Here is a 14,235-nt window from a genome sequence, read left to right on the forward strand (position 1 = left end):
AATAGCTATTATTTTTTGTTTTTGTAGTAGTTGTAATCACAATATTCAAGTGATTTTGGATCTACATAACTTAAGTGGTGACTAGAGAACGTCATACGCCCCACTACACCAGGTTTAATAATTTCGTTATATTTCTTTTCTGATAATTTAGGGGCAGTTTCTTGTACTTCTTTTACCCACTTATCATATTTCTCTTTAGTTTTTGCTTCAACTTCGAATTCCATGTGAGTAAATCCTTCACCAGAGAAGTTCGAGCTACGACCTAGGTAAGAACCTGGTTTGTCAGCTTGTAAATATAAGTCCATGATCATGCCATCCATTGTATACTTCATACCACCAAGTTCTGGTACCCAGAAAGCATTCATTGGACCTACAGAAGTCAGTTTAAATTGAATTGGTACACCAGCTGGGATGTTTAAATAGTTAACGGTTTCAATTTTTTCCTCCGGGTAACTAAATAACCATTTCCAGTTTGCAGATGTAACATAAATTTCAACTGGTTTAATATGTTTGGACTCTTGCGGAACCTCTTCCGAAGCATAAGTTGCTTTAACTGTTGGAATCGATAATGCGATAACGATAATAACAGGAATAATTGTCCAAATGATTTCTAATAATGTGTTACCATGTTGATCAGGTGGCTCATAGTCCATATTCTCTGGTTTTTCACGATAACGAATCAAGATGACTGTAAACAAGATGAATACAATTGCGATAATTAATGACATAAGCAAGAATGACCAAACAATTAAATCATACTGTGCTTTTGCAACAGGTCCTTGCGGATTTAATACTGCGAGTTTTTTATCACAGCCACCGAGGAACAGAAGTAATGATAACGGAAGAAGCGAAGCCAACTTCCAAAATGCTTTCTTTAGTTGCACGATTGAAAATCTCCTTTCTCCTTGGATTGAAACTATGCCAATAAAACAATATAAACCTATTAATTTATAGATGGCAATAGTTTTTGTTATATTGTTAAAAAATAGACACAAATGCACGCTTTTTAAGGTGAATATCATTTGTAACTTGATAACATTGTAAACTATTTTCCAGATAAAAACGTGATTGTGGGAATTTTAAGATAAATAAAGTTATACCAACATACCCAATAAATAGAAAAAAATTATCTTATCATAAGGAAAAATACTGAATTTTTAATATATTCAGTTTGTTACCTAAGTTATATTTCTTTTTTGCTCAAATGTGACAACTTTCCGAAACTTTAACTCGGTACAAAATGTAACAAATGATCATAAATGGAACCCCGCAATAAAGAGCAATTCTCTGATCTGGAATGAAAGCTAAACTAACAAATGTAAGGAAATTGAGTGAGAAAGCTACGATTGGAACTATTGGATAAAGTGGTGTGCGGTATTTTAATTCTGCTTGTTGATCCATATGTCCCTCCCCCCATATTTTTTTGTATGTTTTAACTAGATTTTATTCGGTGCTTTTAATCATTAGTGGGGGTGAAAAACATACTTGGTTTATTTTGTTGTGAACTGAGTATGTAAAGGAAAAACTAACTATGACTAAATACCTTAGAATGTTTATTAACCTAGTGAAGGAAACGTGATTCTTTCACTAGGTTAATAATTTTGTTTTTTCAGTGAAAAATTATATTTTTTTCTTTCTATTTCAAACAATCGAAATTTTAAAAAGGTATTTGTGAATAATAATTTACAGAATCTTTCTAGCAAACTAGTAAGAAGAAAGGTACAATGATAGGAGTTGTGCCTTTAAAATAATTGATATAATGGAGTTTGGTTTATGATGAAAAAGTTAAAATATATTTTTATTTTCGGTATTATACTTGCTGTCGTGTTCTTTTTCGAGAAAGATAAAATTATGAAAAAGGCACAAGAATTTCGGTTAGACCTTTTCTCTGAGATGAAAGAAAGTGCAATGATTACAGAGGTTCCGTTTATTAGACAGTTACCTGAATTACCTAGAGGTTGTGAAGTGACAAGTTTAACTATGCTACTACAACATAAAGGTGTACAAGTAGATAAGATGCAACTTGCTAGTGAAATTCATCGCGTTCCATTTAAACAAGATGGTTTGCATGGAAATCCGTATGAGGGATTCGTTGGAAATATTTACACGAAAGCTGAGCCGGGATACGGTGTATATAATCAACCGATTTTTAATTTAGCAGAAAAGTATGTTCCTGAAAAAGTAATTAATTTAACGGGTAGAGACGTGCAAGATCTATATAAAGTAATTAGTTCTGGTTCTCCAGTATGGGTAATTATTAATACAACGTTTAAACCATTAGCCGAAAGTAGTTTTGAAACATGGAATACGAGTTCAGGTGAAGTGAAAATTACATATTATGAGCATAGTGTTGTAGTAATTGGATATGATCAAAACTTTGTATACGTAAATGATCCTCTTGCAAACAATCCACGAAAAGCTGTTCCTCGTGCTGAATTTGAAAAGGCATGGGAGCAAATGGGGAAACAAGCAATTACTATTTTATAAAATGAAAAGTCATCTTGAGATGGCTTTTTCTTTTTGAATATTCGTTATAGAAAATTCTGAAAATTCTTTCAGAAGTTAACAATTCACGCTATAATAACATTTAACTTGGTAAAGAAGGGGAGAAGAGAAATGGATGTCGCAAAGGAACTTGTTTTATCAAAGAATCAGTTGATTGAGTGGAGAAGGCATTTTCATAAGTATCCAGAGTTATCTTTTCAAGAGGAAAAAACATCTCAATTTGTATTCGACATACTTCGGGAAATCCCGTATTTAGAAGTCTCAAGGCCTACTAAATATAGTGTAATGGCAAAGTTAATTGGTAGGCAGCCTGGTAAAACTATCGCGGTTCGTGCTGATATGGATGCTCTTCCTATTCATGAAGAAAATAAGTTTGATTTTATTTCTATATATCCAGGTGTGATGCATGCGTGTGGTCACGATGGGCACATGGCAATATTGCTTGGTGTAGTACATAAGTTGGTAGAGGAAAGAGAGAAAGTTAAAGGAGAGATTCGCTTTTTATTTCAACATGCAGAAGAAAACTTTCCGGGCGGTGCAGAGGAAATGGTCGCAGCGGGAGTGATGACAGGTGTGGATTACATTATTGGTGCTCATCTTTGGGCGTCATTAGAGGTTGGAAAAGTAGGTGTAATTTATGGTCCTGCGATGGCGGCGCCGGACGTTTTTAAAATTACGATAGAGGGAAAAGGTGGGCATGCTGGAATTCCGCATGAAACAGTTGATAGTATCGCCATTGGTGCGCAAGTAGTTTCGCAAATTCAGCAAATTGTATCTCGCCTCACGAATCCGTTAGATTCTCTCGTAGTATCTGTTACGCAATTTCATTCTGGGACAACTCATAATGTTATCCCGGAACAAGCGGAGATTGAAGGGACAGTGAGAAGTTTAAGGCATGAATTAAGAGAAGAAACAAAGAAGAAGCTTGAAAGGATTGTAAAACATATTACAGAATCCTACGGTGCTAAGTATACATTTTCTTATGAATATGGATATCGCCCAGTTGTGAACGATTATGAAGTTACAGAGCTTATTGAACATACAGCATTACAGCTGTATGGAAGAGAAAGAGTTGTTCGTTTACAGCCAACGATGGCAGGAGAAGATTTTTCAGCATTTTTACAAAAGGCACCAGGGACGTTCTTTTTTATAGGGGCAGGAAATGAAGAGAAGGGAATTATATATCCGCATCATCACCCTCGTTTTACAATTGACGAAGACGCATTACCAATTGGAGTGGAAGTCTTTGTATCATCTATTATGAATTTTATAAGTAAAGGAGAATGAGATGAAAAAAATACACGTGCTAGCACTTATTCCAGTTCTTTGTTTAGTAGTTGGACCAGTATTTGCAAATTCGGTCACTCCTTACGTATGGGGGATGCCATTTTTATTATTTTGGGTACTATTATCAGTGCTCATTACGTCTCTTTGTATGGGTCTTGTGTACGTATTCGATCCTGCTAATAAGGGGGACGTAAAATGACTGCATTATTTATCATTATTATATTTTTGTTTCTCGCACTATTTTTAGGAATTCGGGCACAACATGGAAAAGATATGAATTTAGAACAATGGTCAGTTGGAGGAAGAGGATTTGGAACTATTTTCGTTTTTCTCCTTATGGCAGGGGAAATTTATACGACGTTCACATTTTTAGGAGGAAGTGGCTGGGCTTATAGTAAAGGAGCTCCTACATTTTATATTTTAGGGTATGGTGCATTAGCTTATATTTTATCGTATTTCTTATTGCCTCCAATTTGGAAGTATGCAAAAGAACATAACCTCATTTCACAATCAGATTTCTTTGCGAAGAAATACAGGAGTAAGACGCTTGGGGTAATTGTTTCAATTATTGGTGTTATTTCGATTATCCCGTATCTTGTTTTGCAATTAAAGGGATTAGGAATCATCGTTTCGGAAGCTTCCTATGGAAGAGTGACACCTGTTATTGCGGTATGGATTGGTGCTATTGTTATAACTATTTATGTAATGGTTTCAGGTATACATGGATCGGCTTGGACAGCTGCTTTGAAGGACATTATGATACTATTTATCGTTATGTTTTTAGGTATATATTTACCGTATCATTATTACGGAGGATTTCAACCGATGTTTGAAGCTGTAGAAGCTGCAAAACCAGGTTTTTTATCTTTACCTGAAAAGGGAATGAGTATTTCTTGGTTTGTTTCTACTATTATATTAACGGCTCTCGGTTTTTATATGTGGCCTCATACATTTGCCTCAGCTTTCTCAGCGAAAAGTGAAAAAGTATTTAGGAAAAATGCAGCAATTATGCCTCTCTATTCTTTAGTTTTGCTTTTTGTGTTCTTTGCAGGTTTTGCTGCTATCCTGCAAGTTCCAGGATTAAAGGGAGCAGATGTAGATCTTTCATTATTCCGTCTTGCTTTACAAACTTTTGATCCTTGGTTTATCGGAATTATTGGTAGTGCTGGGGTATTAACGGCATTAGTTCCAGCATCTATGCTTGTTATGGCCGCTTCTACATTGTTAGCAAAAAATATTTATCGTACGATGGTCCCATCTGCTTCAGATAGACAAGTTGCTAAAGCTGCAAAATTATTTGTGCCTGTAGTAACGCTCGTAGCAGTATTGTTTACATTTAAAGGAGGAGAAACAATAGGGGCACTTCTTTTAATGGGATACAGTATAGTGACACAACTTTTCCCTGCGCTTGTATGTAGTTTGTTTCCTCGGCAAATTATTACGAAGCAAGGAGCGATTGCGGGGATGGGGATTGGGCTGTTAGTTGTTGCATATATCACCTTATCTGGTTCTACTATAGCTACAATGTTTCCAGGTTTCCCGCAATATATAAAAGATTTGAATGTAGGTATAGTCGCATTGTTAATTAATATTATTGTGATGTTTATAGTTAGTGGATTCACGAAAAGTGTATCTATAAAGACAGACAATATAATAGTAGAAAAGTAACACGCGTGTTAGAGCTATCTTCGAAAAGAGATAGCTCTTTTTTGTATATATTTTCTTCTATTAGCGGAATCTAACTAAAAACTTGTTGAAAAGGAAGTTAGGTGGGGAAATTGTTAGAACTAAAAGGTAACTTGTTTGAAGTTATGAAGGAAATTAGAGATGAGTTAGGTTCACCTAATGATTTAACAATTAGAGAAGTTGCTCTTGCTGGTAGCATTACACGTTGTGCGGTTGTTTTTTTATGTGGATTGACAGATAAGGATAATGTTTATAAATATGTAGTTCGTACACTTCAATATGAAGAAATACCAAATGAAGCAGCTGTGGTTCAGACATTATTGGATCGTTTTATTTCTATTGCAGAAGTCGGTAGGAAGACAACTTTTCCAGATATTATAAATGCGGTTTTAGCAGGAGATACAGTCATATTAATTGATAATATTCAAACGGCTATTGTTGTTAATAGTAGAGCTTGGGAAAAAAGAAGTCTAGAGCCTCCAGTGACAGAAGATTTAATACGTGGACCGAGAGTTGGATTAAATGAAGATATTAATGTGAATAAAATGTTAATTCGCCGTGGTTTACGTGATCCGAAGTTACGGTTTCAATCTTATATTATGGGGAAGCGATCGCAGAAAGAAGTAACCCTAGTATATATAGAAGATATTATTAACCCTTACATCGTAAACGAGCTAGATCGGCGTCTTCAATCAATAGTGACAGATGTCATTTTTGAGACAGGAACGATTGAGCAATTAATTCAAGATAATAATTTGTCGCCGTTTCCGCAGTTTTTAAATACAGAAAGACCAGATAATATAGTGGCTGCATTGGCGAAAGGGAAAGCGGCCATTTTAGTAGATGGGTCACCATTTGCTCTTATAGCTCCACTAGTATTTGTTGATATTTTTCAATCTGTAGAAGATCATTATGAGCGTTGGGTAATTGGAACGTTATTAAGAATGTTACGTATGGGATCAGGTATCGCTGCTGTTTTATTACCTGCCATGTACGTAGCACTTGTATCGTATCATCAAGGGCTTATCCCATCTAAACTAGCTTATTCCATTGCGGGAGCGAGAGAAGGGGTACCGTTTCCTGCTTATATAGAAACATTAATGATGGCATTAACGATGGAATTAATACGAGAAGCCGGGATTAGGCTTCCGAAACCGATGGGACAAACAATTGGCATCGTAGGCGGTCTTGTAATTGGAGAAGCGGCAGTAAATGCGGGGATTGTAAATCCGTTTTTAGTAATTATTATTGCGGTTACCGCAATTGCTACATTTTCACTGCCTGTGTATAGTATTACGATTACGTTTAGGATTTTACTTTTCGTTTTTGTATTAGCCGCGACTGCTTTTGGATTGTACGGGATTATTTTAGCTCTTATTGCACTTGCGATCCATATTACAAATTTAAAGAGTGTTGGGGTACCGTATACAACACCTATTGCTCCTGCTTTTTATAAAGATTGGGAAGAAGAATTGGTTCGCCTACCAAAATCAATGTTAAAAGAGAGACCAGAATATTTACAAACGAAAGACTCTACACTACGTCCAAAGGAGCGAGAGTAATTGAAACCATTTGAATATGGGGATGAAGAAATTGGATCTCGGGAACTTGGTTTTGCGGTATCGTCAACAATTATCGGTATAGGTGCATTATCTATGCCTCGAGATATTGCTGACCAAACTTTATTTTCGGATGGTTGGATTATTTTGCTTTTGGGTGGATTGATATGTGCGGTTTTAGGTTGGTTTGTAACGAGGATAGCTATTTTATTCCCAAAACAAAACTTTGTTCAATATACAAGTGCACATTTGACGAAGCCTGTTGCATACACAATTAGTAGCATTTTAGTATTAACATTTGCAGCTTTGACAGCATATGAATCGCGAATGATTGCAATTATTTCACAAACATATTTATTTAGTGATACACCAATACAGCTATTGTCTTTCTTCTTCTTATTAGTTGTTATTTATGGAGTAGCAGGATCGAGAGCGGCTTTAGTAAGGTTAAATGTTCTATTCTTACCTATCGTGTTCATTGCGATAGTGTTGCTTTCTTTATTGAATGTGAATTTAATGGAAATAAACAATTTACTACCAGCTTTTCAAACGAACGCAAGTCAATATGCTGTAGGAGTTAAAAATTCTATTTTCACATTTATCGGATTTGAGGTAGCTCTGTTTTATGCTGTGATGTTGAACGATAAGGCAGCGAAAAAAGCGCCAATGGCAGTTGCAAAAGCAGTGATGGTAAATGTGCTGTCATACATTTTAATTTATGTAACTTGTATTAGCGTTTTTTCGTATATGACAACCCGTGGATTGACGTATCCAACAATTGAATTGGGTAAAGAAATTGAAATTGGTGGAGGTTTTTTAGAAAGATTTGATGCCATTTTTTTTACTACTTGGATTATTACTATTTATAACACTACAGCAATGTATTATGACGTCGCATCTTTATTATTTTGTGCTATGTTTCCGAAAGTGAAGAAACATATTTTCATTTTTGTAAGTGCCCCGATTATTTTTATGGCGAATATGATACCTAGTAATTTGAATACTTTGTCAAGTTATGGGACTTATTTAGCTTGGATAGATATGGGTTCTGTCGTGCTAGCGCCTTTGTTAGTTTTTATTGTATATAAAATAAAAAGAAGGAATGGTAGAAATGAAACACCTTCTTAAAATTATAATGGTTATGGTTTTAGCTGGATCTATAAGTGGGTGCTCTGAGCTAGAAGAAATAGAAGAAAGAGGATTTGTAGTAGGCGCAGCTTACGATATTGTGAAGGCAAAGAAATCAAATCCAATTATGAAAGGGACGTATCAGATGGTACTTCCCAGTAAGTTAGCGCAACAAGGTGGCCAAGTCGGTGGAGATAGTGAAAATTATATTAATGTTAGTGCGAAAGCAGATAGTGTCTTTGAGCAAATACGAATTATTGCTAAAAAAATTAGTCGCTCACTATTCTTTCCGCATATACAAGTGATAATTTTTTCTAAAGATTTACTAGCGAATCCATATGTTTTACAAAATACGTTAGATGTATATATTCGTGATCACGAGATGAGAAGAAATATTCGTTTGTTCGTTTCTAAGAAAAATGCAGAAGCTATTTTAAAGCAGAGTGCCAAGCCTGAGAACTTACCGGCGCAGTATATTGATATGTTAGCTGAGCATCCTCCGAAAAATGCTCAAATGATTGAAGCTGCAAGAATTGGTGAGGTACAGCAAAAAATGATTGCTAACCAAAGTTTCGTATTACCTATTCTCGAACTAACAAAGCAGGGGGTACAAATGAACGGGGCAGCGTTGTTTCGTGGAAAAGATAATAAGTGTGTAGGCAGTTTGAATGGAGAAGAAACATTCGGAATGAATTATGTAATAGGTAAAAAAATTGGAGGGTTCTTTACTATCCGTAAACAAGGTCAGCTTGTTACATACGAAATTCATAAGATGCGCCGAAAGATTAAAGTATCTACGGAAAATGCTACAAAACCGAAGTTTGATATCCATTTATCTTTGGAAGGGACCTTAGCAGAGTTGCATTTTAGTGATCATAAACAAATTATGAATGAAAAGCGATTAAAGAAAACCATTGCGGAGGAAATGGAGAAGCGTATCCAAAAATCGATTAAGCTTGTTCAAACAAAATATAAGGTAGATGTATTAGCGTTAGGAGAAGTATATAAGCGGCATAATTATAAAGAATGGAAGAAGATAGATAAAAATTGGGATCAAGGTGAAAATTATTTTAGTAATGCTGAGGTTACTGTTCATGTTCATCCGACAATTGAGCATTCAGGTTCAGCTTTACCGAAGAGAGTGAAATAAGGTGATTTAAGTTGTTTACTGGACTAGGAATTAGTTGCACGATATTAATGGCAGTTCTTCCGGGGGCCATATATTTTATTCATAAAAAAATCACAACGTATGGAGCTCAGCCGTGGAAAGATAAAAAGAAACCTGAATAATTTCAGGTTTCTTTCGTGCAAAGCATATGTGAAGGGGGATACCTTCTATGTATGCTTTGTTTTTTATACAAGACCTAACCAATGTACCAATTGTGTAGAGAGGAATGTCACAACAATGGCAATAACAGTAGGGATTGCAAACGATAAAAATGTCCATTTTGCACTTTTTGTTTCTTTATATATGTTAACTAGTGTTGTTCCGCATGGGAAATGAAGAAGTGAGAACAACATTGTGTTTAACGCTGTTAACCAAGTCCAACCATTTTCTAAGAATAGATTTTTAATTTGGTTAAAATCATCTATTTCAGTTAAAGCCCCAGTTGATAAATAAGACATTAATAAAATCGGGATAACAATTTCATTCGCTGGTAGTCCAAGAATGAATGCAGCTAAAATAAACCCGTCAAGTCCTAACATTTTAGCAAATGGATCTAGGAAGTTTACAAAATACATAAGTAAGCTTGTGTCACCGATGAAAATATTAGCAAGTAACCAAGTTAATGCAGCTGCAGGGGCAGCTACAACTACAGCTCGTTTTAAAACATATATTGATTTATCGAGTGTTGCGCGTACAATTGTATTCCAAACTTTTGGCTTACGGTACGGTGGTAACTCAAGTGTGTAGTGAGTCGGAACACCTTTTAAAGCTGTTTTTGATAGTACCCAAGAAACGGTTAATGTCATAATGACACCAATTACAACCATTCCAACTACAACGCCAGCAGTAACAAGTGTTTGCATACTACCTGTATAACCAGCAGCCATAAATAGTGAAGCCATTAAAATTAACATAGGCCAGCGCCCATTACATGGAACGAAGTTGTTTGTTAAGATTGCAAGCATACGTTCACGTGGTGATTCAATAATACGTGTTGACATAATGGCAGCTGCATTACAACCGAATCCCATTGCCATTGTTAAAGATTGTTTGCCGTGTGCACCAGATCGTTTGAATAAGCGGTCCATGTTAAATGCGACACGTGGTAAATATCCGTAGTTTTCTAATAGTGCGAACATAGGGAAAAAGATTGCCATAGGTGGTAACATAACGCTTATAACAGCACTGGTACCGCGGAATAAACCAAGTATTAAAATGCCATGTAACCATTCAGGTGCATGCGCTGCTTGGAACCAAGATGTTAAATATCCTTCTACCCAGCCAAAGAACTTAGCGATCATATCAGAAGGTACGTTAGCGCCTGCAATTGTAAGATAAAAAACAATAGATAAAATACCGAGCATAATTGGGAATCCCCAGATTGGAGATGTGAAAATTTTATCTAGTTTTTCAGAACGATACAATTTATCGGTATTTGTATATTGGACAGCTTCTTTACATATACTTGCGGAGGTTCGATAAATATCTCCGACAATATCATCTCGTATATCTTCTTTTGAAAGTGTTTGTGCATGTTGAACAATATAGTCCAGCGGAAGAGCTTTACTGGCTGAGTGAGATTCCATTTATTACGACCTCCCTTACAAGTGGTTCGTTATGATGTTTTTGAAGTGCAGTTAAGAAATTTTTATCTCCATCTAAAATACGTAACGCAATCCAACGTGCTGGATACGTATTGCCGAACACTTTATAAATTTGTGGTTCTAATTCTTGAATCATATTTTCGATTTTTTCATTATAAGTAATTTTAATTGGTGTTGGAATGAGTTTTTTATTTGCTACTTTAGCGATGACATTTAGCAAATGACCAATGCCTACTCGGTTGCGAGCAGAAATCTTCACTACAGGCACACCGAGTGATTTTGCTAATTTCTTTTCGTCAATAATGATTCCTTTTTTCTCCGCTTCATCAATTAAGTTAATACAAATGACCACATCGTTTGTCATTTCCATCACTTGGAGTGCTAAATTTAAATTTCTCTCCATTGCAGTTGCATCTATAACAACTACAGTTACTTCTGGTTTTTCAAATATAATATAATCTCGTGCTACTTCTTCATCTGCCGAATTTGAATACAGTGAGTAAGTTCCAGGTAAATCTATTATTGTATATATATTTCCGCCATGCTTATATTCCCCTTCAGCCTTTAAAACAGTTTTCCCCGTCCAGTTTCCAGTATGTTGTTTTAAGCCTGTTAAAGTATTAAATAATGTACTTTTCCCAGTATTCGGGTTACCAGCTAACGCAATGCGATGGTTACTCATCTGAAATCATCTCCTATTAATACCCCGAAAATAAGGGAGCTTTCTTCCTTGCGCAGTGCAATAGTTGTGTTGCTTACTTGATAAGCGACTGGGTCTCCAAGTGGGCTGCGTTGTAATACTTTAATTGTCGCTCCAGGAAAAAAGCCTAAATCTAATAAACGTCGTTTCATAGTTCCTTCTAATTGTATCTTCTCAATTTGTACAAATTCCCCTGTTCTGAATTCGGAAAGGGGTTTAGTATTAGCCGATACCATAAAAGTTACCTCATCTCTATATTTTTAGTTTTAGTTTAAAAAGTTTCCTTAGGTAAACTTTTTGATACTAATATAGTAGACTACATTTAATGATGCTGTCAATTAGTACTTTAAAAATATTCAAATATTTTTAGAATTGTTCCAATTTATTTAGTTGTACCGAAAAATATTACTGGAATTCTTCTTAAAGTAAGAGTGTAAAAGCTTAAAAATATAGGGGAATTGTAAATGTAGTTTTAACCTAAAGGGAAAAATACAGAAAATCATTTACATTGAATTTACATTGTTAAGAATAAATTTACAATACTGCGTGTTTAGTGTGGGTTTTGTTGGCTTTTTCAACTGTAAATGTTGGAATGTCTAGCTTTTATGGGATGTTATCTCTATTTACTTAAACTTAAAAATTGCTTAACACTCACATAATATTGTTGTCCTACAATGAATTTGTGTTCGAAAGAAGATGAATTCGAAAAGTGATAATCCAAATGGGGGTACAAGACATGGTTATGAAAAAGGGTATTAAATTTTCTTTAGCGGCTTTAGTTGTTGCAGGTGCATTAGTTGGATGTGGAAAAGCAGAAAGTACGGATAATAAGGAAGCTGCTAAAGGTAGCGATGCAAAACAAGAATTATCAGGCACGATTGCAGCGGCTGGCTCTACAGCTCTTCAACCTCTTGCGGAGGAAGCTGGAAAGAAATTCATGGAGAAAAATTCAAAAGTTTCTATTCAAGTTCAAGGTGGCGGTAGTGGAACTGGGATTAACCAAGTAGCATCTGGTGCGGTACAAATTGGTAACTCAGATGTTCCAGCTGGAGATAAAATAAAAGATGCTGAAAAAGCAAAAGAATTAGTAGATAACAAAGTTGCGGGTATCGCATTCGCACTTGTTGTAAATAAAGATGTAAAAGTTGATAACTTAACAGTAAAACAAGTGCAAGATATCTTCACTGGAAAAGTGACGAACTGGAAAGAAGTAGGCGGAAAAGATGAAAAAATCAATGTAATTAACCGACCAGCTTCATCTGGTACACGTGCTACTTTTGAAAAGACAGTGATGAAAGACGCGAAGATTAATGATGGAACTGGTACAACACAAGATTCTAATGGTGCTGTAGAGCAAGCGATTAACTCTACTCCAGGTTCAGTTAGTTACTTAGCGATGTCTTACATGGTTGGTGAGAAAAAAGGTGCGTTACAAACGGTTAAAATTGATGGATCTGAACCGAAAGTTGAAAATATTTCTGCTGGTAAATATCCATTCTGGTCTTACGAGTACATGGTAACTAAAGGTGAGGCAAAAGAAGCGACAAAAGCTTACATTGATTATGTAAAAGGTAAAGATTTCGAAAAACAAGTAGAAGATATGGGTTACATCCCAATGTCTAAATTAAATAAGTAATAAAATTTTATGGGGCTGGCTGCAAGGCCAGTCCTGTTCAATGCAATCTATGAAGTGGGGTCTGTCCTGTGATGAAGGGGAAAAAACAAATTAATTACGTAAAGAGTGAATATATAGGTAGATCACTTGTTACGTTTTGCGGTATCTTTATTGTTTTTATTACATTAGCTATTATTGCGTTTATTTGCGGCAAAGGAATTCAATCTTTCACGCAAAGTGGTATCTCGTTTTCTGAGGTGTTAACTTCGACAAAATGGAATCCAAATGCTGATCAAGGTACGTATGGTGCTGTCATCTTTATTGTCGGTTCGACGCTTGTGTCGTTAGGTGCTGTTGTCATTAGTGCACCAATTGCTATAGCTCTTGCTATATTCATGAATTTAATTTCGCCGAAGTTTGGGAATAAAGTATTAAAGCCTGTTTTAGAATTATTAGTTGGTATTCCATCAGTTGTATACGGATTATTAGGGGTTACGATCTTGGTTCCTCTATTACGGGATTCGTTCGGTGGAGTGGGATTTAGTTTAATTGCGGGTATTATTGTCCTGAGTATTATGATTTTACCTACTATTGCTAGTATTGCCTCTGATGCAATACGCTCTGTTCCGTTTGATTACTTGGAAGCTTCTTACGGTCTAGGATCGACGAAATGGCAAGCGATTAGCCGAGTTATTGTTCCTGCTGCAAAACAAGGAATTTTAACAGGTATAGTTTTAGGGTTAGCGCGTGCTTTTGGTGAAGCGTTAGCGGTTCAAATGGTAATCGGGAACACGATTAAATTACCGGAAGGAATATATAGTCCAACAGCAACGTTAACAGGTATTCTGACAATGGATATGACGAATACATTGAACGGAACAGCTTGGAACAATGCGCTATGGACGTTAGCAATGATTTTACTTGTTATTTCATTCCTGTTTATTTTAGTAATTCGAGCGATTGGTCAAAGAGGTGAGCGATAA

General features: G+C 35.7%; 13 protein-coding genes and 1 pseudogene. 9 read left to right on the top strand and 5 right to left on the bottom strand.

The window, feature by feature from the left end:
- Positions 1–8: 8 nt before the first annotated feature.
- Positions 9–884: a cytochrome aa3 quinol oxidase subunit II gene (locus tag MKY70_RS03745; RefSeq protein WP_002010605.1), complete on the bottom strand. Its 876-nt coding sequence runs from the start codon at positions 882–884 to the stop codon at positions 9–11.
- Positions 885–1,178: 294 nt separating this feature from the next.
- A pseudogene (locus MKY70_RS03750) lies at positions 1,179–1,386 on the bottom strand (amino acid permease); the annotation flags it as partial.
- A gap of 390 nt (positions 1,387–1,776) precedes the next feature.
- Here MKY70_RS03750 and MKY70_RS03755 point away from each other — a divergent pair.
- The 7 genes from MKY70_RS03755 (at position 1,777) to MKY70_RS03785 (ending at position 9,315) form a co-directional block, all read left to right on the top strand.
- Positions 1,777–2,487, top strand: coding sequence for a C39 family peptidase (locus tag MKY70_RS03755; RefSeq protein WP_088031328.1), 711 nt, complete (start codon positions 1,777–1,779; stop codon positions 2,485–2,487).
- 129 nt (positions 2,488–2,616) lie between these two features.
- Entirely contained in the window at positions 2,617–3,792 is a 1,176-nt protein-coding gene (locus MKY70_RS03760; RefSeq protein WP_341023251.1) for an amidohydrolase, read from the top strand.
- Position 3,793: 1 nt separating this feature from the next.
- Positions 3,794–3,991, top strand: coding sequence for a DUF3311 domain-containing protein (locus MKY70_RS03765; protein ID WP_002029838.1), 198 nt, complete (start codon positions 3,794–3,796; stop codon positions 3,989–3,991).
- Positions 3,988–5,460, top strand: a complete 1,473-nt coding sequence (locus MKY70_RS03770) for a sodium:solute symporter family protein (RefSeq protein ID WP_341023254.1) — start codon at positions 3,988–3,990, stop codon at positions 5,458–5,460. The genes MKY70_RS03765 and MKY70_RS03770 overlap by 4 nt, the downstream gene beginning before the upstream one ends.
- Positions 5,461–5,561: 101 nt before the next feature.
- Positions 5,562–7,040, top strand: coding sequence for a spore germination protein GerLA (gene gerLA, locus MKY70_RS03775; RefSeq protein WP_341023257.1), 1,479 nt, complete (start codon positions 5,562–5,564; stop codon positions 7,038–7,040).
- On the top strand, positions 7,041–8,165 hold the full coding sequence (gerLB, locus tag MKY70_RS03780) for a spore germination protein GerLB (protein WP_341023259.1): 1,125 nt from the start codon (positions 7,041–7,043) through the stop codon (positions 8,163–8,165).
- Positions 8,149–9,315 carry a Ger(x)C family spore germination protein gene (locus MKY70_RS03785; protein ID WP_283749394.1) on the top strand — a complete coding sequence of 389 codons (1,167 nt, stop codon included), beginning with the start codon at positions 8,149–8,151 and terminating at the stop codon, positions 9,313–9,315. The genes gerLB and MKY70_RS03785 overlap by 17 nt, the downstream gene beginning before the upstream one ends.
- Positions 9,316–9,518: 203 nt before the next feature.
- Here the strand turns inward: MKY70_RS03785 and MKY70_RS03790 are convergent, their stop codons facing one another.
- The 3 genes from MKY70_RS03790 to MKY70_RS03800 are packed head-to-tail and all read right to left on the bottom strand — an operon-like array spanning position 9,519 to position 11,873.
- Positions 9,519–10,919: a nucleoside recognition domain-containing protein gene (locus tag MKY70_RS03790; RefSeq protein WP_131247887.1), complete on the bottom strand. Its 1,401-nt coding sequence runs from the start codon at positions 10,917–10,919 to the stop codon at positions 9,519–9,521.
- On the bottom strand, positions 10,897–11,619 hold the full coding sequence (locus tag MKY70_RS03795) for a FeoB small GTPase domain-containing protein (protein WP_002090874.1): 723 nt from the start codon (positions 11,617–11,619) through the stop codon (positions 10,897–10,899). Before MKY70_RS03795 ends, MKY70_RS03790 begins: the two co-directional genes overlap by 23 nt.
- A complete protein-coding gene (locus MKY70_RS03800) occupies positions 11,616–11,873 on the bottom strand; it encodes a FeoA family protein (protein WP_060750876.1) in 258 nt (85 codons plus the stop codon). Before MKY70_RS03800 ends, MKY70_RS03795 begins: the two co-directional genes overlap by 4 nt.
- A 500-nt stretch (positions 11,874–12,373) precedes the next feature.
- Between MKY70_RS03800 and MKY70_RS03805 the strand changes: the two genes are divergently transcribed.
- Entirely contained in the window at positions 12,374–13,273 is a 900-nt protein-coding gene (locus tag MKY70_RS03805; RefSeq protein WP_000245113.1) for a phosphate ABC transporter substrate-binding protein PstS family protein, read from the top strand.
- Between the two features lie 71 nt (positions 13,274–13,344).
- Positions 13,345–14,235 (top strand): phosphate ABC transporter permease subunit PstC, encoded by an 891-nt coding sequence (gene pstC, locus MKY70_RS03810; protein ID WP_002090872.1) that lies wholly within the window; start codon positions 13,345–13,347, stop codon positions 14,233–14,235.

Origin of the sequence: Bacillus sp. FSL R9-9492 (assembly GCF_038007365.1) — a bacterium.
In the GTDB taxonomy this organism is placed as follows: Bacteria; Bacillota; Bacilli; order Bacillales; family Bacillaceae_G; genus Bacillus_A; species Bacillus_A mycoides.

Excerpts from the sequence above, each read along its gene's own strand:
- MKY70_RS03805 (WP_000245113.1), top strand. The coding sequence starts at position 12,374 with ATGGTTATGAAAAAGGGTATTAAATTTTCTTTAGCGGCTTTAGTTGTT.
- MKY70_RS03785 (WP_283749394.1), top strand. The coding sequence starts at position 8,149 with ATGAAACACCTTCTTAAAATTATAATGGTTATGGTTTTAGCTGGATCT.
- MKY70_RS03790 (WP_131247887.1), bottom strand. The coding sequence starts at position 10,919 with ATGGAATCTCACTCAGCCAGTAAAGCTCTTCCGCTGGACTATATTGTT.
- MKY70_RS03765 (WP_002029838.1), top strand. The coding sequence starts at position 3,794 with ATGAAAAAAATACACGTGCTAGCACTTATTCCAGTTCTTTGTTTAGTA.
- MKY70_RS03755 (WP_088031328.1), top strand. The coding sequence starts at position 1,777 with ATGAAAAAGTTAAAATATATTTTTATTTTCGGTATTATACTTGCTGTC.
- MKY70_RS03795 (WP_002090874.1), bottom strand. The coding sequence starts at position 11,619 with ATGAGTAACCATCGCATTGCGTTAGCTGGTAACCCGAATACTGGGAAA.
- pstC (WP_002090872.1), top strand. The coding sequence starts at position 13,345 with ATGAAGGGGAAAAAACAAATTAATTACGTAAAGAGTGAATATATAGGT.
- MKY70_RS03770 (WP_341023254.1), top strand. The coding sequence starts at position 3,988 with ATGACTGCATTATTTATCATTATTATATTTTTGTTTCTCGCACTATTT.
- MKY70_RS03760 (WP_341023251.1), top strand. The coding sequence starts at position 2,617 with ATGGATGTCGCAAAGGAACTTGTTTTATCAAAGAATCAGTTGATTGAG.
- MKY70_RS03800 (WP_060750876.1), bottom strand. The coding sequence starts at position 11,873 with ATGGTATCGGCTAATACTAAACCCCTTTCCGAATTCAGAACAGGGGAA.